The sequence below is a fragment of the Enterovibrio norvegicus DSM 15893 genome (assembly GCF_900115495.1).
In the GTDB taxonomy this organism is placed as follows: Bacteria; Pseudomonadota; Gammaproteobacteria; order Enterobacterales; family Vibrionaceae; genus Enterovibrio; species Enterovibrio norvegicus.
In genome coordinates, this window is the sequence record NZ_FOWR01000044.1 from 1 (window position 1) to 21,339 (window position 21,339).

15 protein-coding genes and 1 pseudogene are annotated in these 21,339 nt (G+C 47.3%); 6 read left to right on the plus strand and 10 right to left on the minus strand.

The features are described 5' to 3' along the window. Positions 1–332: pseudogene (locus BM082_RS20730) on the plus strand (IS4 family transposase); the annotation flags it as partial. 111 nt (positions 333–443) lie between these two features. On the opposite strand, the gene hpt reads toward BM082_RS20730, so the two are convergent. Next, positions 444–977, minus strand: a complete 534-nt coding sequence (gene hpt / locus BM082_RS20735; RefSeq protein WP_017014310.1) for a hypoxanthine phosphoribosyltransferase — start codon at positions 975–977, stop codon at positions 444–446. 243 nt (positions 978–1,220) lie between these two features. On the opposite strand from hpt, the gene BM082_RS20740 reads away from it, so the two are divergent. Beyond that, positions 1,221–1,823, plus strand: coding sequence for a TetR/AcrR family transcriptional regulator (locus tag BM082_RS20740; RefSeq protein ID WP_017008082.1), 603 nt, complete (start codon positions 1,221–1,223; stop codon positions 1,821–1,823). Between the two features lie 64 nt (positions 1,824–1,887). On the opposite strand, the gene BM082_RS20745 is transcribed toward BM082_RS20740, so the two are convergent. From BM082_RS20745 to BM082_RS20770, 6 genes are all read right to left on the minus strand, one after another. Continuing rightward, complete coding sequence (locus BM082_RS20745; RefSeq protein WP_017008081.1) at positions 1,888–2,916, minus strand: ABC transporter ATP-binding protein; 1,029 nt, start codon at positions 2,914–2,916, stop codon at positions 1,888–1,890. Beyond that, the gene (locus tag BM082_RS20750; protein WP_017008080.1) at positions 2,913–4,544 is read right to left on the minus strand and encodes an ABC transporter permease; all 1,632 of its coding nucleotides are present in this window, start codon (positions 4,542–4,544) and stop codon (positions 2,913–2,915) included. Before BM082_RS20750 ends, BM082_RS20745 begins: the two co-directional genes overlap by 4 nt. A gap of 73 nt (positions 4,545–4,617) precedes the next feature. Further along, on the minus strand, positions 4,618–5,637 hold the full coding sequence (locus BM082_RS20755) for a Fe(3+) ABC transporter substrate-binding protein (protein ID WP_017014311.1): 1,020 nt from the start codon (positions 5,635–5,637) through the stop codon (positions 4,618–4,620). Positions 5,638–5,820: 183 nt separating this feature from the next. Next, on the minus strand, positions 5,821–7,050 hold the full coding sequence (locus BM082_RS20760) for an ammonium transporter (RefSeq protein ID WP_017014312.1): 1,230 nt from the start codon (positions 7,048–7,050) through the stop codon (positions 5,821–5,823). Positions 7,051–7,071: 21 nt separating this feature from the next. Further along, positions 7,072–7,410, minus strand: a complete 339-nt coding sequence (gene glnK / locus BM082_RS20765) for a P-II family nitrogen regulator (protein WP_017008077.1) — start codon at positions 7,408–7,410, stop codon at positions 7,072–7,074. Between the two features lie 283 nt (positions 7,411–7,693). Continuing rightward, on the minus strand, positions 7,694–8,071 hold the full coding sequence (locus BM082_RS20770; RefSeq protein WP_074928450.1) for a YacL family protein: 378 nt from the start codon (positions 8,069–8,071) through the stop codon (positions 7,694–7,696). Positions 8,072–8,221: 150 nt separating this feature from the next. Here BM082_RS20770 and BM082_RS20775 point away from each other — a divergent pair, with 150 nt between their 5' ends. The 3 genes from BM082_RS20775 to BM082_RS20785 all read left to right on the plus strand — a co-directional run bounded on the left by BM082_RS20775 (position 8,222) and on the right by BM082_RS20785 (position 12,000). Beyond that, positions 8,222–9,370, plus strand: coding sequence for a sugar diacid recognition domain-containing protein (locus tag BM082_RS20775; protein ID WP_244276065.1), 1,149 nt, complete (start codon positions 8,222–8,224; stop codon positions 9,368–9,370). 110 nt (positions 9,371–9,480) lie between these two features. Next, positions 9,481–10,839 carry a GntP family permease gene (locus BM082_RS20780; protein WP_017008074.1) on the plus strand — a complete coding sequence of 453 codons (1,359 nt, stop codon included), beginning with the start codon at positions 9,481–9,483 and terminating at the stop codon, positions 10,837–10,839. 27 nt (positions 10,840–10,866) lie between these two features. Then, positions 10,867–12,000: a glycerate kinase gene (locus BM082_RS20785; protein ID WP_017016586.1), complete on the plus strand. Its 1,134-nt coding sequence runs from the start codon at positions 10,867–10,869 to the stop codon at positions 11,998–12,000. A gap of 187 nt (positions 12,001–12,187) precedes the next feature. Here the strand turns inward: BM082_RS20785 and acnB are convergent, their stop codons facing one another. Both acnB and BM082_RS20795 read right to left on the minus strand, forming a co-directional pair. After that, the gene (gene acnB / locus BM082_RS20790; protein ID WP_074928467.1) at positions 12,188–14,785 is read right to left on the minus strand and encodes a bifunctional aconitate hydratase 2/2-methylisocitrate dehydratase; all 2,598 of its coding nucleotides are present in this window, start codon (positions 14,783–14,785) and stop codon (positions 12,188–12,190) included. 227 nt (positions 14,786–15,012) lie between these two features. Continuing rightward, positions 15,013–17,289 carry a patatin-like phospholipase family protein gene (locus tag BM082_RS20795; protein ID WP_074928452.1) on the minus strand — a complete coding sequence of 759 codons (2,277 nt, stop codon included), beginning with the start codon at positions 17,287–17,289 and terminating at the stop codon, positions 15,013–15,015. A gap of 85 nt (positions 17,290–17,374) precedes the next feature. Between BM082_RS20795 and BM082_RS20800 the strand changes: the two genes are divergently transcribed. After that, positions 17,375–19,279, plus strand: a complete 1,905-nt coding sequence (locus tag BM082_RS20800; protein ID WP_074928454.1) for a methyl-accepting chemotaxis protein — start codon at positions 17,375–17,377, stop codon at positions 19,277–19,279. Between the two features lie 90 nt (positions 19,280–19,369). On the opposite strand, the gene BM082_RS20805 is transcribed toward BM082_RS20800, so the two are convergent. After that, on the minus strand, positions 19,370–21,013 hold the full coding sequence (locus BM082_RS20805; RefSeq protein WP_017014318.1) for a methyl-accepting chemotaxis protein: 1,644 nt from the start codon (positions 21,011–21,013) through the stop codon (positions 19,370–19,372). Positions 21,014–21,339 lie beyond the last annotated feature (326 nt).

The following is a 21,339-nucleotide window of genomic DNA, read 5'->3' on the forward strand; positions in this document are numbered from 1 at the left end:
TGAAAAGCGAGGGCATCTATCAGGAGTTGTGGGGGATCCTGACGTCTTACAATATCGTCCGTTTAGAAATGGCAGCGATGGCGAAAGAGCACAAAGTTGAGCCGCTTAGGATAAGCTTCCTCAATGCGCTATATCTCATCCAAGATGAGTTTATCTGGGCGAGTGGCAGAAGTCCTGGTGCAATCCCAAATGCACTAAAAATGCTTAGAGAAAATGGCAAACGGCTGATATTACCTAACAAGAGAAAGAGGAAAGCGTACCCTCGGGCAGTGTTGAAAAGACCCGCAAAATATCCAACCAGAACCAGAGAGAAAAAAGCCACTCGCTCTTAAGCGAGTGGCCTTAACCATGACGGTCGCTTTTTTTGTATCGGCAAGTTTGTCATTCCATCTCTCGTACCCAGTGACTCGAACCGGATACCAACATGTAATAACACACCAGAATCAATCTTCCAGTGGTACAACTTTGCCGATAAATGGCAGGTGACGATACTTCTGCGCGTAATCGATACCCACACCCACAACGAACTCGTCAGGGATTTTGAAACCATACCAATCAACAGGAACGTCAACTTCTCGACGCTCAGGTTTGTCTAGTAAAGTACAAATGCGGATAGAGTTAGGCTCGCGCAGCGATAGAATCTCACGCACTTTGTCCAGTGTATTACCTGTATCGATAATGTCTTCAACCAGCAAGATATCTTTGCCTTTGATATCATCATCCAGATCTTTCAGGATACGCACATCGCGGCTGCTTTCCATCGTATTGCCGTAGCTTGATGCAGTCATAAAGTCGACAGCGTGCGGTAAGTCAATGGCACGACAAAGGTCCGCCATAAACACAAATGAACCACGCAATAGGCCAACCATGACCAAATCATTGGAGTCTTTGTAATGCTCTGTGATTTCAGCGCCCAACGTTTTTACGCGTTGTTGTACTTCTTGCTCTGAAATCATTACTTCTACGGTATGTTTCATTTTCAACCTCGACGGTATTCCCGTCTAACTACCTGTGTCACTGAGGTCTGACATTCTATCACTGAGCAATCTACGATCCTACTCTCGAAAATTGTCAAAATTTCGTCGCATAACGTCGGGGATGACATTGTTAAGCAACCAGTTGCTGTTGTACACTTTACACACACATGTACATTTACATGTGCAAACAAATAAAAAATAAAGCAAAAACACTCAGTTACCGTAAAGTTGGCAGGAGCTAGGATGGCTACTTCAAGTGGACGTACACGTACCCGATTATCGCCCGAACAGCGAAAAGAACAGCTATTAAAGTTCGCCTTAGAATCGTTTTCTAAACGAGGAATTGGCCGAGCTGGACACGCTGATATCGCAGACATGGCGCATGTATCGGTGGCGACCGTCTTTAATTATTTCTCCACCCGCGAAGAGTTGGTTGATGCTGTTCTGAATGAAGCAGAGCGCGAATTTCACCAATTAATTCTCGAAAGCACCAACGCTGAATATCAAGATGTTAGGAGCGTGCTTTCTCACGTTGCTGTGCAACTCATTGATGCCGCTTTGGAAGACAAAGACTGGTTGAAAGTCTGGTTCGAATGGAGCACATCCATTCGTGACGACATTTGGCCAAACTTCGTTCAAGGTAAAAACGTGGTGCTTGATCGCTTCACTGTCTTGTTTGCCCAAGGCATTGAGTCAAAAGAGCTTGAAACGACACATACGCCACTTGAGTTGGCACGTATGTTCGATGGCATTTGCTACATTCTTTATCTGCAAACGCATCAGCAACCAGATAAAGATGCATTGGCGCGCCAAGCTGACGGCTACATCGATATGTTGTGCTCGTAGCTTTCAGTTGAGAAACATAAAAAAACCGGCGAATTCGCCGGTTTTTTCTTCTTCAAATTCAGGGTTATTCAACGCTAAACAAGATGGGAGGATGAGGGCGAATGTCCAGTTTTACTTTGTCACCTGTATCCAGTAATTGATTGGAATACACCATCAAAGTTTGACCGTTCACCTCCACCAAATAACGACAACTGTCGCCCATAAATTGGGCTTCAGATACCACACCATCACCCGTGTCATCAGGAAGGATCGTCAGGTTCTGAGGGCGAATCAACCATTCTAGATCATGGCCATTGGCTTTTTGTTCAACCGGCCAATCACCTAGCGGCGTCGTCATGCTCTCGTTATCATTCAAAGAAACAGGCACGTAAGAACCGTGGCCGAGAAAATCGGCAACGAAACGGCTGCTTGGACAGTAGTAAAGATCTGTGGCGCTACCGTACTGCTCAATCACACCTTGGTTCATCACCGCCAGTTTATCTGCAAAGGCAAACGCCTCTTCACGGCTGTGCGTAACGAAAATTGCAGTAACACCTTGCTGCTTAAAAATCTTACGGATTTCTTGAATTAAGCTGTGACGCACTTGCGTGTCGATGTTCGAAAAAGGCTCGTCCAACAGCAACAGATCTGGCTTACTGGCCAATGCGCGCGCAATCGCAACGCGTTGTTGCTGACCACCTGACAACTGATGAGGATAACGGTTTTCTAGGCCATCAAGCTTTACAAGCGACAGCATCTCTTTCACACGCGCAGTGACGTGGGATTTGTCCCAACCAGTCAGACCAAATGCAACGTTCTCTCCCACGGTAAGGTGCGGAAACAATGCATAGTCTTGGAAAATCATGCCGACATTACGAAGTTCTGGCGGCACATTGCACTTCTCATCAATGATCTTACGACCATTAATCGTCATCTTGCCGCCATCAAGCGGCAGTAAGCCTGCAATCGCTTTTAGTAGCGTCGTTTTACCGCAACCACTCGCCCCAAGAAGACAGACAATTTCGCCTTTTTCAACATCCAGCGACAGATCGCTCAGCACGGCTTGGCCGTTATAACGACAAATCAAATCACTGACGGAAAGCGCATTACTCATGAGTGGCTTTGCTCCAAAGAACGGTTAATCATGATAAGTGGAATCAGCCCCACGACGACCAACAATATAGCAGGCAGCGCCGCGTATTCCAGATGTTCATCAGATGCATAGTTAAAAACATAGGTCGCCAAGGTCTCGAAGTTAAAAGGTCGCAGCAACAATGCCGCATTGAGCTCTTTCATCGATTCGATAAACACCAGTAACATCGCAATCAAACAACCGCGACGAATTAACGGCAATTGCACACGTTTAATGATGCTTTTCGCATTACATCCCATGGTACGGGCTGCCATATCCAGAGACGGTGACACCTTGGCAAGGCTTGATTCAACACTACCAATCGCAACAGCACTGAAGCGCACCACAAATGCTGTCAGCAAGGCAAACATGGTACCTGAGAACAACAACCCCGGCCTTCCCCAATCCATGGCTTTTGCAACATCATTAATGGCATGGTCGATACTGGTCAGTGAGATCAACACGCCAATCGCAAGCACAGTGCCTGGAACGGCATATCCCAATGAAGACATGCGCAAAGGCACATTGCTCGCTGGTGTGGCCGAAAATCGGCGGTAGAAATTCACTAACAGCGCAATCGCCAGTGCAATAACAGCGGCAATTGATGACACATACAAGCTGTTAAAGCTGTATTGGATAAAGTCTTCAATCGAGCTAGACGAGTGATAATCCCACGCATAAATCAACAACTGGCCGAGTGGCGCAAGGAAGGCAATCGCAAAAAGCCCCCAACACCAAACGGTGGCAAGCACCTTGTACTTCCCTTGCAGTGGCGCTTTGGCAATTTTGTCGGCACTGACATTTTGACTAAAGAGTTTTTGTTTGCGGCGACTGTATCGTTCACTGCTGATAAGCAGGAATATCACTACCAGCATGATGGCAGAAATTTTCGCGGCTGCGTTCAGGTTGGAATAGCCAAGCCATGTATCATATACCGCCGTCGTGAGCGTACTGACCGCGAAATAATTCACGGTACCAAAATCCCCTAAGGCTTCCATCGCCACTAACGATGCGCCAACCGCAATCGCAGGTCTTGCCAGTGGAAGCGAAACACGCATGAAGCTTTGCATTGGCGAGCTGCCAAGTAAGCGGGCAGATTGTGTCAGCGTCAGGTTCTGTTCCATGAATGCAGCGCGTGCAAGCAGGTAAACATAAGGGTGCAATACTAACGCCAGAACAAAAGATGCTCCAGGAAGGGTGCGAAGATCGGGGAACCAGTATTGTGCAGCGCTCGTCCAGCCGGTGACATCACGTAAGAAGAGCTGAATGGGTCCCGCATAATCGAACCAATCGGTGTAGATATATCCGACGATGTATCCAGGCATGGCGAGCGGCAGAACAAGCGCCCATTGCAACCAACGGTCACCGGGAATGCAATAATTGGCCATAAGCCAAGCAGAGGGGATCCCCATCAGAAGGGATAAAAAGACGGTACCCGCAACCAGCAGGACAGTATTTAGCGTGTACGTTCCCATCACCGTAGACATCAGGTGACCAAACACATCATCACTTTCGCCGACTGCGGTGTAGAAGATCGCTAAAATCGGCAAAACCAGCAGCAGGGAAAACACCCAGCTACTGGTTTTCAAAAATCGGTTCTGTTCTAACATTGCCTACTACATCATGGCGTCAGATAGCATAAGGGGGAAAGTGATTCCCCCTTACTATTACAGAATGAAACGATTACAGGTCGAACTTCACTTCATCAAGAAGTTTCATCGCCTTGGTGTGATTCTCTGCAACAGTTTCTAGCGGCAAATCGTCTGCGGTGTATTCACCCCAAGAAGCAACAAGCTCAGAGCGTGCAACGCCCGGCTTAACTGGCTCTTCGAAGTTCACTTCCGCGTACATTTGCTGTGCTACGTCTGACGTCAAAAACTCCATCAGTTTTTGCGCGTTGTCTTTGTTCGGCGCGTATTTCGCCATTGCCATGCCGCTGATGTTTACGTGAGTACCGTTCGCGTTTTTGCCCGGGTAGTTCAGGTATACACTGTCAGCCCATGTTTTTTGCTCTTCATCTGCCAGCATCTTACCAAGGTAGTAGCTGTTGCCCAGTGACACGTCACACAGGCCTTCAGAGATTGCTTTCACTTGGCCACGGTCATTGCCTTGCGGCTTACGTGCTAGGTTAGCTTTTACACCTTCCAACCAAGCTTTTGCTTCTGCTTCACCGTGGTTTGCGATAACAGCAGAAACTAACGATACATTGTACGGATGCTTACCAGAGCGTGTACAGATTTTTCCTTTCCACTCAGGCTTTGCAAGATCCATGTAGTCGAAATCGTCGCCCAATTTACCCACACGATCACGTGAAGAGTAAACAGAACGAGAGCGTGTAGTCAGTGCGACCCAACGGTCTTCACTGTCACGGTATTGTGAAGGAACGTTCTCATCAATGATTTTGCTATCAACAGATTGAACCAAATCTTTGTTTACAAGTTCCATCAGACGAGAGATATCAACCGTTAGCAGAACGTCTGCTGGGCTGTATTCACCTTCCTGTTCAACCTTTTCAGCCATGCCTTTTTTCGCAAACTTCACGTTCACTTTAATGCCGGTTTCCTTGGTGAACTCGTTTAGCATCGGTTCAATCAAAAATGGTTGACGGTAAGAGTACACATTCACTTCTTCCGCAGCATTCGCAACACCACTAGTACCTACAACTCCAAGCACCAACGCAGATGCTGACAACAATTTTTTCATTTTCTTCCCTTCCTAAACCGAAACTGTAATGAGAACGTTTATCAGTATCGTTAGTATACATGTTACGGGTTTGTACGCAATACTCGCTTTTTCAGATAGATGAAAAAAGCCCCACATCTCTTCGATGTGGGGCTTTTTAGCTGTCGAAATTTGTAACGGTTTGTGTCTTATAACTGAGTAGTATTATTTCACGCTCACAAACTCAGGGTAAGCATCTACACCACAGTCGTGGAAATCCATGCCTTCCAGCTCTTCTTCCTCGCCTACGCGGATACCCATGGTGGCTTTCAGTACGCCCCATACCAGCAGGCTTGCACCGAATACCCAAGCAAAGATAACCGCCGCACCAAGAAGCTGCGCACCAAACGTTGCATCTGCGTTGCTAAATGGCACTGCCAATAGGCCGAACAAACCACAGGTACCGTGGACTGAAATCGCACCCACCGGATCATCAATCTTCACTTTATCCAGGGCAATAATACTAATAACAACCAAGGCACCTGATAGGCCACCAACAACCAATGCAGCAATCGGTGATGGAGATAATGGGTCAGCAGTAATCGCAACCAAGCCCGCCAACGCACCGTTCAATACCATGGTCAAATCAGCTTTACCCCATGTCGCTTTACAAACAAGTAAGGCAACAATTGCACCAGATGCTGCAGCTGCGTTTGTGTTCAGGAAGATTTGGCCTACCGCTGTGGCATTCTCAAAATCCGACACCATCAACTGTGAGCCGCCGTTGAAACCAAACCAACCAAACCAAAGGATAAACGTACCCAGTGTTGCCAGTGGCATGTTTGAACCTGGAATAGGGTAAATCTGACCGTTTTTACCGTATTTACCTTTACGTGCACCAAGCAAAAGGACACCCGCTAGCGCTGCTGAAGCGCCTGCCATATGAACAATACCTGAACCCGCAAAGTCGCTAAAGCCCGCTTCTGATAGGAAGCCACCACCCCAAGTCCAGTAACCTTCAACCGGGTAGATAACAGCAGTCAGTACGACCGAGAATACCAAGAAGGCCCATAACTTCATGCGCTCCGCAACTGCACCAGACACTACAGACATCGCAGTAGCAACAAAGACGACTTGGAAGAAAAAGTCAGATTCTAAAGAATGATCTGCGCCTTCGGCTTGTGAACCAATAAGGAAACCAATGGACGGTAACCAGCCTGCTTCAGCATTATCGACATACATAATGTTGTAGCCGACCAATAAAAACGTTGTACATGAAATTGCATATAAGCAGACGTTTTTGGTTAGAATTTCAGTGGTGTTCTTTGAACGCACGAGGCCAGCTTCTAGCATGGCAAAGCCCGCAGCCATCCACATGACCAATGCGCCTGACATTAGAAAGAAAAACGTATCGAGTGCGTATCGCAGCTCTGTCACAGTCGTTGTCAATTCCATCTCTATTACTCCCTTAATCCCTTAAATTGCTTCTGAATCCATTTCGCCAGTACGAATACGCACAGCCTGTTGGAGGTCATAAACAAAAATCTTCCCGTCACCAATCTTGCCGGTCTGCGCCGCTTTGCTAATGGCTTCGATAATGTCGTCAACGTTTTCAGAGTGTGCCGCGATTTCTAGTTTTACTTTTGGCAGAAAATCCACTTGGTATTCTGCGCCGCGATATAGCTCAGTGTGTCCCTTTTGACGACCAAAGCCTTTCACTTCAGATACTGTCATTCCATCCACGCCGACTTCTGCTAGTGCTTCACGCACGTCATCGAGCTTAAATGGCTTGATAATCGCATTGATCAATTTCATTCCCGTCTCCTTGAACCAAAAATAAGATGTTCTGAGAAAAGACATAACAATTCACGTGCCAAGTTTTATTTTCCAATAAATTCAATAATATAAGTTAAACAGGCAGGAAATCAAAAAATAGTTCGCACCAAAGTGGTGCGTATTTTCACTATTATTAAGCAGGTTTCATGCAAGGAAAGCGTAGTGCACCAGGATGTGGCGTACAGAAAATAAGACAAAGATTTTAGGCAGAATTAGACATGCGGTATTCCTTCACCGCAACAGGATGAAACAAGGAGAGTTTTTAGCGACCGTAACGACGAATAAAGTCTTGCCACGCCTCAAGAAGCACCATCAAATCTTCAGGCCCACAAAGCGATACACTCTCTTCTTCGTAAGCATGAAAGTCTTGCTCAGGCATTTCTTCATCCGTGCCCTCTAAAAGCGCATTGGCTTGCACAAGTGCTTCTTCTTGTGTGAGCTGAAGATGAAACACTTTGCCGGGGCGATTCCATTCACCACCCTGCTGCATCACGTCTTGTAGATTCCTCAGAACGTTGTCTATTTCAGCATGATCGGTGCCAAGCTCATCCACCAACCAACAACCTAATGCCTCGTGCCCCATGGACAATTCAGCATGAAAACTGTCGTCTAAAGTATTGCGTCGAAATTCATAATCCACGTGGTATCTCCTCAAAATTTTGAGTCTATTGTTTAAATTAAGCCGTAAATTACAATAGCGTTTAGAACTATGACCTTCACATTATCAGCACATTAGCTGCCACTCGATCTCTCCGCGGAGTAAGGTAAATAACATCTCCCATAAAAACACGTGTGGTCATTAGTATTTATGAAGATTACTCCAGAGCTTGCACAAGCCATTGTCCAACGCGCAATAAAAATCATAAATAACGTACTCAATGTTATGGATGAGCAAGGCTACATCATTGCGTCAACAGATTCTTCTCGTTTACATCAACGACATGAAGGTGCAATTTTAGCGATGTCTGAGCGACGCATCATTGAAATCAACAGTGACATGCAAAACAACATGCATGGTGTTAAACCAGGTGTAAACCTGCCAATATTTTTCAAAGAAAAAGCGATTGGTGTGATTGGTATTTCAGGCCAACTTGACGAAGTCAGACAATACGGTGAATTAGTTCGAATGGCAGCAGAAATGACAGTTGAGCATGCCTTCGAACTAGAGCAGCTTCAGTGGAGCGAGATGAGAAAAGAAGAACTCGTGCTTCAGTGGCTGCAATATAAACCTGATGCGCAACACCTCAGTGCCATTGCAACAAGACTCAAGGTTAACATTCAACAAACATTCGGTGTGGCCCTCTGCCATCATGACCTATCGGTCGACCAACATAAATTGATTAAGACATTAAAAAAGGATAACGACAATATTCTTACCGCTCGATTTAGTGAGTCATTATTGGTTGTTCTTATTCCACTAAAAGGGAAAAAGTCAGAATCAATTTGTCACTTTTGGGCTAATCAACAAGAAAAGCTAATCAGTCATTCTGCTCCATTCTCATCAAACCGCTGGGTCTTTAGCCAACCAGCATATTACCCGAATAGCGTAGCAACAGAATTTAGTGCCACTTGCTCATTGCTTAACGGCCTACCCAATGAGGTGCGCTCTGCTAATACTGAAGCACTTCGTTTTGCAGCGCTATTAAACCCCATATCAGAGCAGTGGCAGCAAGAGCATATTCAGAAAGTCCTAACGCCTTTATTTGCTAAAGGTGAAAATCTCCGCTCAACACTCGTATCATGGTTTGAACATAACTGTGATGCCGATAAAACCGCCATTGCGCTTTTTGTTCATCCCAATACTGTACGTTATCGACTGCGTCTTGCAGAGGAATGCACCGGCCTGACACTGAGCCATTTTCAAGATCGGGGCTTACTTTATGCCGCTTTGACAATAAGACCCTCATCACAGTGGATTGTTCAGAGAAACAAAAAATAATCAAAAACAAGGTTATTTTTTGTCTATCAAACCATAGAAGCGGAGAGATTAACGCTACAAAATAAACATGATGACAACATCCACTCACCCATTATCATGGAGAAGCAAACATGGAACTCGTTATCGTGCTTATTTTGGCTATAGCCTTTGTCGTGCTATCCACCTCAGTCTTCAAGATACACCCTTTCCTAGCACTTTTAGGCGCAGCCTTCATCACAGCATTGCTGTCTGGTCTCCCACTAGATGGCATTGCAAAAACAATCAGCGGCGGTTTTGGTGGTATCTTAGGATACATCGGCCTCGTTATTATGCTTGGTACCATCATTGGTGTTATTTTAGAGCGCTCTGGTGCTGCCATTACCATGGCCGATGCAATCATCAGGCTGCTAGGAGACCGTTTTCCACACCTCACCATGTCACTCATTGGTTATCTTGTTTCTATCCCCGTTTTTTGTGATTCTGGCTATGTCATTCTTAATTCTTTAAAACGTTCACTTACCAAGCGGATGAACATATCCGCAGTAGGTATGAGCGTAGCGCTTGCCACCGGCCTCTATGCTACTCACACATTTGTTCCTCCGACACCAGGTCCAATAGCGGCGGCTGGTAATTTGGGACTCACGAACAACCTTGGCCTCGTGATAGGTGTCGGTCTTTTTGTCGCTGCCGTCACAGCACTAGCTGGACTTGCTTGGGCAAGCTTTGCTGCTAAGCGCTATGAATGCGGTGAAGATGATGAAGTCACCCAAAGCTATCAAGATTTGAAGGAGCGTTACGGAACTTTGCCTTCAACGGCACAAGCATTCTCGCCAATACTGGTTCCTATCATCCTGATCTGCTTTGGCTCTGTCGCTAACTACCCTGATGCACCTTTTGGAGAAGGGATATTAAAAAGCATTCTGGCTTTCCTCGGTTCGCCATTAGTCGCACTTACTATCGGTTTATTTATTGCTTTTCCTTTGGTCAAAACTAATGAACAACACCCAAGTAAAGGAGAGGCATTAACGGCCCAAGTGACTGATGCAATAAAAACAGCAGCGCCTATTTTGCTGATCACTGGCGCAGGTGGGGCATTTGGCGCTGTGTTAAAAGCCACAGGTGTAGGCCCTCAATTAGGGGAAACCCTTTCAACGCTGGGTATTGGCTTATTTATGCCTTTTATCGTCGCAGCAGCGTTGAAGACAGCACAAGGCTCATCCACCGTCGCTTTGGTTACAACATCGGCATTGCTCGCACCAATGTTAGGAGATTTAGGCTTAGCATCTGAAATGGGACGCGTACTAACAGTAATGGCTATCGGCGCAGGTGCAATGACTGTTTCACATGCCAACGACAGCTTTTTCTGGGTTGTTACTCAATTCAGCAAAATGTCAGTGAGCACTGCGTACAGGGCACAAACTGCAGCGACCTTTGTGCAAGGCATCACAGGGATCATTACGGTGTATATCTTGAGCCTGTTTCTTTTATAAATACCATCATCTACTTGGAGCCCATAAATGTTAGTGGTTATCGCACCTGACTCATTTAAAGAAAGCCTCTCGGCCATGGAGGTTGCAACTGCAATCGAAACGGGCTTTAAACACATCATGCCAGATGCTCTCTACGTCAAACTTCCAATGGCAGATGGCGGTGAAGGCACCGTTCAATCCATGATTGATGCCACAAGTGGTCGACTGGTTGATGTGACAGTGACAGGTCCATTAGGTACACCGGTAGAAGGCTTCTTTGGCCTACTCGGTGATGGCGAAACCGCAGTCATTGAAATGGCGGCAGCATCAGGCCTTCAACTTGTTCCAACAGCATCGCGTAATCCATTACTCACCACCAGCTTCGGCACCGGTGAGCTCATCAAAGCCGCACTGGATTTAGGCGTGAAACACCTAATTGTCGGCATTGGTGGCAGTGCGACTAACGACGGCGGCGCTGGTATGGCGCAGGCATTGGGTGTAAAACTGCAAGACGAAGCAGGCAACCCTATCGCATTTGGTGGTGGCGCGCTGAGTACCCTACACACCATTGATACCTCTGACATTGACCCACGCCTTGCTCACGTTAAGTTGGAAGTGGCTTGTGATGTTGATAACCCGCTATGTGGTGAGAAGGGAGCATCTGCAGTGTTCGGCCCTCAAAAAGGTGCAACGCCAGAAATGGTAAGCACCTTGGACAGCAACCTCGCACACTACGCTCAGATCATGAAATCTCAGCTTAACATTGATGTGAGAAACCGAGCGGGCGTAGGCGCGGCTGGTGGTATGGGCGCTGCGCTATTAGGTTTGTTTGATGCAGACTTACGCTCAGGCATCGATATCGTGATGGATGCGGTGAACCTATCTCAGCATTTGAAAGAGGCCAATCTAGTGATCACCGGAGAAGGTCGTATAGACAGCCAAACCATTCACGGCAAAACCCCTATTGGTGTCGCACGTTGCGCGAAAACATTTGGCCTGCCAGTGATTGGTATTGCAGGCAGCATTACCCAAGACAGTGTCGTGGTGTACGACCACGGCATTGATGCCTTGTTTAGCGTGGTATCCGGCGCATGTACGCTGGAAGAGGCGCTTGCAAATGCGAAAGAGAACGTTGAACTGACTGCCCAGAACGTAGCGAGAACGATTAAGCTAGGGTGCTAGGAAAGCAGGTTCTGGTACCTAGGAAAAGCCCAAGAGCAATGAAAAATCTAGGCATTGCCTCAAAGCCCTAGGACCCAGGACCCAGGACCCATTTTCCTTAGATATAAAAAAGCCTCCAAATTTGGAGGCTTTCTCGTCTTTCAAGCTCTTATCTCGAAACTCAATGCTCGAGACTCGCTTCTAAGGCTTAAACCGCGGCTTGGATGATCACATCGTCCGCTTTCTTGGTGTACTGATCCATGCGGTGGAAGTTCAGGTAGCGATACGTATCGGCTGCTGTTGCATCGATTTGTTTCGCAAACTCTAAGTACTCTTCAACCGTTGGGATACGACCAATGATCGCGCCGACCGATGCCAGTTCCGCAGAAGACAGGTAAACGTTCGCACCTGTACCTAGGCGGTTCGGGAAGTTACGGGTAGAGGTAGACATTACGGTCGCTTTATCAGCAACGCGCGCTTGGTTACCCATACACAGTGAACACCCTGGCGTTTCGATACGCACACCTGCACGTCCGAAGATACTGTAGTAACCTTCTTCCGTTAGCTGGTCACGGTCCATTTTCGTTGGAGGGGCAACCCACAGACGTGTTTCTAGCGTACCACCAAATTTCTCAAGCAGTTTACCCGCAGCACGGAAGTGACCAATGTTGGTCATACAGCTGCCGATAAAGACTTCGTCAACCTTGTCGCCCGCAACATCAGAAAGCAGACGTGCATCATCAGGGTCATTTGGTGCACACAGAATTGGCTCTTTAATGTCAGCCAAATCGATTTCGATCACTTCTGCGTATTCTGCATCTTTGTCCGCTTCCATCAGTTCTGGATTCGCTAACCACGCTTCCATCGCTGAAATACGACGCTCGATGGTACGGCGGTCGCCATAGCCTTCGCTGATCATCCACTTCAACATCACGATGTTAGAGCTTAGGTATTCAGACACAGACTCTTGAGACAGCTTAACCGTACAACCTGCCGCTGAACGCTCTGCCGATGCATCTGACAATTCGAACGCTTGCTCAACCGTTAAGTGCTCAACACCTTCGATTTCAAGTACACGGCCAGAGAATGCGTTGATCTTACCCGCTTTCTCTACCGTTAGAAGGCCTTGTTTGATGCCGTAGTAAGGGATCGCATGTACCAAATCACGTAGCGTGATTCCCGGCTGCATTTCACCTTTAAAGCGCACCAAAATAGATTCAGGCATGTCCAACGGCATCACGCCTGTCGCTGCTGCAAACGCAACCAGACCAGAACCTGCAGGGAACGAAATACCTAGCGGGAAACGCGTATGTGAGTCACCACCAGTACCGACGGTATCAGGCAGTAGCATACGGTTTAGCCATGAGTGGATAACACCATCACCCGGACGCAGTGCAACACCGCCACGGTTTTGAATGAAATCAGGCAATGTGTGGTGAGTCACCACATCGACAGGTTTCGGGTATGCAGACGTGTGACAGAAAGACTGCATCGTCAAATCGGCTGAGAAGCCAAGACACGCAAGATCTTTTAGCTCATCACGGGTCATAGGGCCAGTGGTGTCCTGAGAACCGACGGTAGTCATCTTAGGCTCACAGTATGTGCCCGGACGAATACCTTCAACGCCACATGCTTTACCGACCATTTTCTGTGCCAGCGTAAAGCCTTTACCTGAATCGGCAACCGCTTGTGGACGGCGGAAGACATCAGAAGGCTCAAGGTTCAACGCTTCACGTGCACGATCCGTCAAACCACGACCGATGATCAATGGAATACGGCCACCTGCGCGCACTTCATCATAAAGCACGTCAGTTTTCAGAGAGAAGGTAGACAGCACTTCGTCTGATGCGTTGCTGCGTACTTCACCTTTGAATGGGTACACATCAATCACATCGCCCATGCCCAGCTTAGAGACGTCCAATTCGATTGGCAGCGCACCTGCATCTTCCATTGTGTTGAAGAAGATTGGTGCAATTTTACCACCGAGGCAGTAACCACCTGCACGCTTGTTCGGTACATTAGGGATATCATCACCCATGAACCAAAGCACGGAGTTAGTTGCAGACTTACGAGAAGACCCCGTACCCACAACATCACCCACATAAACAAGCTGGTGACCTTTTTCTTTCAGCGCTTCAATTTGCTTGATAGAGCCAATCACACCCGGTTGGTCAGGTTCGATACCATCGCGAGCATTCTTCAACATCGCCAGTGCGTGCAGAGGAATATCAGGGCGAGACCATGCATCAGGTGCTGGTGACAAGTCATCGGTATTGGTTTCACCAGTAACTTTAAATACGGTTAGCGTGACTTTTTCTGGCACGTTTGGCTTAGACAGGAACCATTCAGCATCTGCCCAAGATTGCATGATTTGCTTCGCGTGGACATTGCCCGCTTTTGCTTTCTCTTCCACATCATAGAAAGAATCAAACATCAACAGCGTATGGGACAACGCTTTTGCAGCAATTGGCGCTAGTGCTTCGTCTTCCAGCAAACCAATCAGCGATTCGATGTTGTAGCCACCTTGCATGGTGCCTAGCAATTCGACAGCTTTCTCTTTGCTAACCAGTGGAGAGCTCGCTTCACCTTTGGCAACCGCGGCCAAAAAACAAGCTTTAACATATGCAGCTTCATCAACACCTGGAGGGATGCGATTCTCTAGCAAATCAATCAGGATTTCTTCTTCACCAGCAGGCGGGTTCTTGAGCAGTTCGACAAGACTTGCGGCTTGTTCCGCGTCAAGCGGTTTAGGGACAATCCCCTGAGCAGCACGTTCTTCGACGTGTTTACGGTAGGCTTCAAGCACGACGTGTTTCCTCATATTGCGGTCCAACCATCACGGCCAGACATCCTTGGAATAAAGCTCAGCGTGCGGACACAAGATGACGTGTAGGGATGCGTTATCTTCCAGAGTGCCCTGCATGACGAGGCGGTTATGTTATCACTTTTTAACCAAATTTTAAATTACGGCCATGGGATGAAACATCAACTTCATAAACAAGATGCGGCCTGTGACCGCGTCTGGTTAACATTTTAAAAGGGCGATCCGACAATTAGGTACACTGCGTCATGGTCACTTTCCGTACGGCCATACGCGGCGATAATAGGCCCCAATGGGGAGTCGATCCCAGCAAATATACTTCCCGCAGCATAAAGCGGTACATTTTTGAGTGAAAAATCTGGGTCATTCCACACTCCGCCGTATTCCAATGAGGCGCCGATATATACAGGCGATTGGAACAGGCCAAAATCGTTATCAAGCAATCGGTAGCGATACACCATGGCACCAAAGGCCAAGTTATTACCAGACAGCGAATTCTTCGGTACACCAGAAAGGTTCAAGAAGCCACCGAGCTCCTTGGGTGCAATAACGAATCCATCAATTTCATGGTGCAATTCGCCATAACGCAATTTGCCATAGACCGTGTGTTTCCCCCAACTCGACGCATGCAATGCTTCGATATCAAATTGCGTTGAATGAGCTTTCTGCTCATCAAACGATCCGGACGTTTTATTGATGGCAGTGTCTCTGTTAAAACCAAAGGAGGTTTCAAAGAAGCTGCCAGAGCTTGGAAAAACATGGTTATCCAAGGTATCTAACGTCACTGACACATACGGAATGGATCGCGTATACGCCGTTTCATTGAAGTTGCCGAGTAAGTTCTCTTCCCCATCGACATACTGATAGCCGACTTTAAACTCACTCCACAATTGAGGCTGCCAACCGAACGAGACTTCCCCCTGCCATTCACTTCGTCTGACATTGGCACGGATACCTGAATTTTCAATGGTAGGCTCACCGCCGAAGCTCACACGATCTCTCACTTCATACGCGCCGCGTAACGTGGTAAAGAATTGTTGGTCTGCGGTATACGGCAGGTACAACTCCGATTGCACTAATCGGTCATTACCACCTTCAATGGTTGTACGCAGTTCTGCACCGTAATCAGATATACCCGTGGTATTAATACTCAACCCCACCGACATGTCAGTTTGAGAGTCAAAGTTATCTTCAATGGCAAAGCGGAAATCGATGAAGTTTGGCCCCCAGCTTTTCTCTTTCACATCCACAACCAGCACGGTTTCTTTACCAATGCTTTCTAGGTGGTAGCGCACGGTTTCAAAGCGATCTAACGCATAGAGATTTTGCACCGATTGCTCAAGCAGTTTGGAATCCATTTGCCCAGGTTCAAGCGCGAGGCGTTTCTCTAGCACTTCATCCGCAAAACTGGTGTCGTTATTGAGGATGATACGGTCTACTGCCATCTGATCACCGTAGCGCAGTGTGCGACGGCGAAGCTGTTTTTGCTCGATGTATTCTTGGTATTCGCCAGAAGTCATCACCAAGCCTGCAAGCTTGTCTTTTGACTGGAGCGTAATGGAGTAACCTTCATCAAATGCTTCAGGCATTCGGTCAAATTCAGTGGTCTCCATGTCACCAACATCAGGGGTCAGCAACACATCATCATCCGACATATTGGCGATCTGTTGGCGGGTACTGTTACGCACCATGAAGTTCACCAACTGATTCATCACCGATAAATACGACCCCAGCTCTTCTGCTGGGCTGTAATCGGTACTGATATCGACGGCAATGACAATGTCAGCGCCCAATGCTTTAGCAACATCGACGGGCATGTTGTTCACGGCACCGCCATCAACCAAGAATGCCCCGTTAAGCTCAACAGGGGGCAGCGCGCCAGGCACAGACATACTGGCAAGCATGGCTTCGGTTAACTGGCCATCACCAATCACCACGGGCACCAATTGCTCAATGTCTGTCGCCACCGCGCGAAAAGGGATCACAAGGTTATCAAAGGTAGAAAATGCGGGCATGTTCCCCGTGGAATCACGAAGAATGCGGATCATGTTTTGGCCTTGCACGATCCCTTGTGGCGTTTTGAGGCTTTTAAAGTCAAACCCAAGGTTGGTGGAAATGTTGTATTTGTCTTCGTGCGCTTTTTCTCTCACGCGACGATCACCACGATAAACGCGATCTTGATAGCCCGCGTTCCAATCAATGGATTCCATCATGGCTTCAATTTCGCCCGCACTCATGCCCGCGGCATACAGGCCACCTACATACGCGCCCATACTGGTTCCCGCGATGTAATCGACAGGAATTTTCATGTCTTCCAGTGCTTTAAGTACACCAACATGGGCAGCGCCTTTTGCACCGCCGCCGCCAAGCACCAATCCAACGGTTGGTCGAGAAGACTTTTCTTGTGCGATCACTAAAGAACTGGACAGTACTGCCGACACAACCAGTACTGCAGTTACCAACCTGCCTGCAATAAGCCTTATTAACATTTCTGCTGCCTTGCAAATTTGATGTTTTAAGCGCAAAAGTCACATCCGCAACAATCAGCGGCGCAACGGAAGAAGTACGAACTCCATGCAGTTAACCATTAAACAAAAGCTCATCATGGCGATGATCACCGCAGTTATCGCTTCCACGGCCATCATCAGTTATCAAAGCTTGACCAAAGCACACGCAATGGTAGAGCACCGCTTACTCGACAATGAACTTCCTATTCTGCTCTCAAACATCCGAAATGAAGTAGAACAATCTGTTCAACAACTTACATCAGCAGCAGAACAATTAGCAAACAATCCACTCACGATTGCTGCCGTCACAGAAGATGCAGAACCACAAAGCAAGCAAGAAATCGTCGCAACACTCGTGGCATTAAAACGACAATACCAGCTCACGGATGCGTCATTGGCGAACCGCAAAACAGGCGACTACTGGAACCAAGATGGTTTTTTACGCCAATTAAAGCCCGAAGACAGTTCCTGGTTTTTCAAACTCGTGAATAGCGGAAAAGCCCGTACAACCAGTGTTTACAGAGAAGACAACGGTGACCTGAAGCTTTTCGTGAACTACCAAGATCTTAGCGGTGCGACGCTTGCGGGCTTATCACGCTCAATGGACAACATGGTGCAGTTTCTCAACCAGTTTAAAATTGAACAAAGCGGCTTTGTCTACATGGTGTCGCCAGATGGAAAAGTCCAACTCCATCGAAACGCACAACACATGGGTGGCACTAACCTCTCACAAATGTATCAAGGAAATATCCAATCCTTGTTAAATCAACGTGATTTCAACTTGGTGTTCACCAAAACAAAAGAACGTGATGTGTTGCTGGCCTCTAGCTACATTCCTTCTCTTAATTGGTTTGTTGTCGCAGAAGTGCCATCAGGTGAGGTGTACGACGAACTCACCAATACCGCGCAGCAACTCATCATTATCTCCATCATTGTTTGTGCGCTATTTGCAGTTGGCGCTGTGTTTCTTGCCTCCACCATCACCCGTCCTATTTCAGATCTTGCGAAAGTATTCCGCGCTCTCGGTGATGGTGATGGCGATCTACGTCAGCGCCTGGATGCCTCTAGCCAGGATGAAATCGGTCAATTAGCACAAGGCTTTAACGGTTTTGTCAGCAAGATCCACAGCGTTGTGAGCGACGTTGCAACCACCAGTGATTCGCTCAGTCATTCAGCGAATTCCGTTGCTGAACATGCAAAAACCACGCAAGACAATAGCCTTTCTCAGCGCGACAGAACCTTGCAAGTTGTTGCCGCCATTAACCAAATGGGAGCGACCGTTAATGAGATAGCGGGCAATGCGGCACACGCAGCCGATTCTGCAAACCATGCAGCTAACGAAACAGCGGTTGGCCAAGACGTGGTGGCATCAGCCCATCGCACCATTAATCAACTCGCGACAGACATGAACGGCATGGCAGAGATCATCCGCAGCCTTGCCGATAATACTCAGCACATTGGCGGTATTTTGGATGTGATCCGTGGTGTGTCCGAGCAGACAAACTTATTGGCGTTAAACGCGGCCATTGAAGCGGCTCGCGCGGGTGAGCAAGGTCGAGGCTTTGCGGTTGTTGCCGATGAAGTGCGCAGCCTTGCTAGCCGCACAGCGGAATCAACCAATGAGATCCAAACCATGATCGACAAGCTTCAACAAGAAGCGCAAAACGCCGTCGACGCGATGGAAACCAGCCAATCTCTCACGGTTGAAGGCGCACATGCGTCTGAAAACGCCTCTGCCGCCTTAGCGCAGATCAACGATCAGATCGTGCGGATTTCCGACATCAACACGCAAGTCGCGACCGCAACCGAAGAACAATCCACCGTGGTGGCAGACATCAACCGCAACATTGAAGACATTAACGAGACCACCCAAAACACCGCTGACACCGCCGAACACATGGCGCGCGCCAGTGCTGAATTGCGTGAGTTGTCCAATGCCCTTGATACCTTGGTCAAACGCTTTACGCTATAAATACCGCGCCTGGGTATACACGTTTAATGAAACGAAAAAACGCCTCTATAGAGGCGTTTTTTTATGTCTACTGGACAGTCCATTTCCACGCTATACGCGGAAACCACTCACGACTTGGTCAAGCTGACGACTCTTCGCTGCCAGCTCCTGACAGGCATGTTGAACGCTGCCAAGGTTTTGGAAAATGCTTGCGCCGTTCTCCACAATACCGTGGATGTTACGGTTAATTTCTTCCGAGACCGTATTCTGTTGCGAGGATGCCGCTGCAATCTGGGTGTTCATGTCATTAATGGTAATGATCATGTTCGACACCCCATCGAGGTATTCAGACGTTTGCTGAACGCGAACCACGGTTTCATTGCTCGCCTCTGTGCTTTCATTCATCGACAACACTGCTTTTTGCGTTCCTTCTTCTAAACGCGCAATCATGTCTTGGATTTCTTCTGTGCTCTGTTGCGTCTTATTGGCTAATACACGCACTTCATCAGCAACCACGGCGAAACCTCTGCCTTGTTCACCCGCACGCGCAGCTTCAATGGCCGCATTCAGCGCCAACAAATTGGTTTGCTCTGCAATGCCGCGAATAACACCAATGATTGACGCGATACGCTCTACATCCTTGTTTAACGCAGTGATCATATCTTGGGATTGGTCGATACGCGTACGCAAGCCTGACATCGCCCCCACGGTATCAGCGATGCTATTTTGTGCAGAGCTCACTTCTTTCGTCGCACTCTTCGTAGCATTGGCAGCATCACCCGCGTTTTGGCTCACTTGCATGCTACTCGCACTCATTTCCTGCACCGCGGTGGCAATCAAATCACTCTCACGTTGCTGGCCTTCAGAATCTGACACGCTGTTGCGGATGGCTGATTCAATTTGCTCTGTTTGAAGGCGTAGATGATTTGCAGCGTCAACAACACCTTTAATGCTGGTTTGGATTTTGTCGACAAACAAATTAAAGGAATACCCCAACTGGCCAATTTCATCGTCAGAACGAACAGTTAAACGCTGTGTTAAATCACCATCTCCAGACGCGATATCATTCAGCGCATTCCCCATTTCATTGATCGGTGCTAACAGAAAACGTACTAAGATCAGGCTACCAAAAACAGCCAACAACACCGCAACGATGGAACCGCCAACAATCAAGCGTTCAGCGCGGATTGTTGACGCTTTAATGTCTGCAGATACCGTTTCTGATGAACTATTGATGGCTTTCGTCAGTGTCTTAATGTCTTTTCTCAGCACACCAAAATCACGTTCTAATGAACCATATTGAGACTTATAAACTTGAACAGCAGTACTCGGCGTCAAAATGATAGATTCAATATCATCAATCCAAGCCTGAGTGTTATTGGTCAAACGATTCAGATCCATTTGAAAGCGTTGATCAACAAGGTTAGCGTCAATCAGTGTTTGGAATGATTGCATTCTTGGCAGCGCTTTAGGTGCATTGTCATAGAATTCAAATTGCTGTTTTTCAACAATCTCTGCGGTAACGCCTTTTGCCAGCAAACCTTCTAAGCTCCCCAACACTTGATAAAGATCGCGGTAAGCATCTTCGACGTTCTCTAATGTTGGGCGAATTTTCGCGTTAAGCGTTTCATTGAGCATAACTTGACGCTCAAATGTCTGATAAGACAATGCCAAAACAGCAATGAATACCGTGCAGACAAAAGTGAGTGGTAAAAATAGTTTTGTTCGAAATGACAATTGATTAAGCAAGCGCATGACTTCCCTCATATGCGATTGAAAGATAATTCAGAAAAAGACAGAAAAACGGAGTCGAGAAGAGGTTCTTACAAGAAACGCTTTCACCACGAATGAATGGCGGTTGTTCGTATTTTCAGGCTCGGCACCAGAAAAACATTCATGCAGCAAAAATAAAATCAGATGCATATTGCCCGCAAAATAAAGATGTCAGGAAACATCGATAAATCCTCTGTATTTACGCTTATTTCTCGCCTTAAAGTCAAAAAGAACGATGTATTTTATTGATCTGGATTCCTACTTATTCAAACGTTTCGCCCTGGAACAATTCCTTACCTTTCAGACAT

Bases quoted from the DNA above. Each gene is read 5' to 3' on its own strand.
- hpt (WP_017014310.1), bottom strand. From the start codon at position 977: ATGAAACATACCGTAGAAGTAATGATTTCAGAGCAAGAAGTACAACAA.
- BM082_RS20740 (WP_017008082.1), top strand. From the start codon at position 1,221: ATGGCTACTTCAAGTGGACGTACACGTACCCGATTATCGCCCGAACAG.
- BM082_RS20745 (WP_017008081.1), bottom strand. From the start codon at position 2,916: ATGAGTAATGCGCTTTCCGTCAGTGATTTGATTTGTCGTTATAACGGC.
- BM082_RS20750 (WP_017008080.1), bottom strand. From the start codon at position 4,544: ATGTTAGAACAGAACCGATTTTTGAAAACCAGTAGCTGGGTGTTTTCC.
- BM082_RS20755 (WP_017014311.1), bottom strand. From the start codon at position 5,637: ATGAAAAAATTGTTGTCAGCATCTGCGTTGGTGCTTGGAGTTGTAGGT.
- BM082_RS20760 (WP_017014312.1), bottom strand. From the start codon at position 7,050: ATGGAATTGACAACGACTGTGACAGAGCTGCGATACGCACTCGATACG.
- glnK (WP_017008077.1), bottom strand. From the start codon at position 7,410: ATGAAATTGATCAATGCGATTATCAAGCCATTTAAGCTCGATGACGTG.
- BM082_RS20780 (WP_017008074.1), top strand. From the start codon at position 9,481: ATGGAACTCGTTATCGTGCTTATTTTGGCTATAGCCTTTGTCGTGCTA.
- BM082_RS20785 (WP_017016586.1), top strand. From the start codon at position 10,867: ATGTTAGTGGTTATCGCACCTGACTCATTTAAAGAAAGCCTCTCGGCC.
- BM082_RS20795 (WP_074928452.1), bottom strand. From the start codon at position 17,289: ATGTTAATAAGGCTTATTGCAGGCAGGTTGGTAACTGCAGTACTGGTT.
- BM082_RS20800 (WP_074928454.1), top strand. From the start codon at position 17,375: ATGCAGTTAACCATTAAACAAAAGCTCATCATGGCGATGATCACCGCA.
- BM082_RS20805 (WP_017014318.1), bottom strand. From the start codon at position 21,013: ATGCGCTTGCTTAATCAATTGTCATTTCGAACAAAACTATTTTTACCA.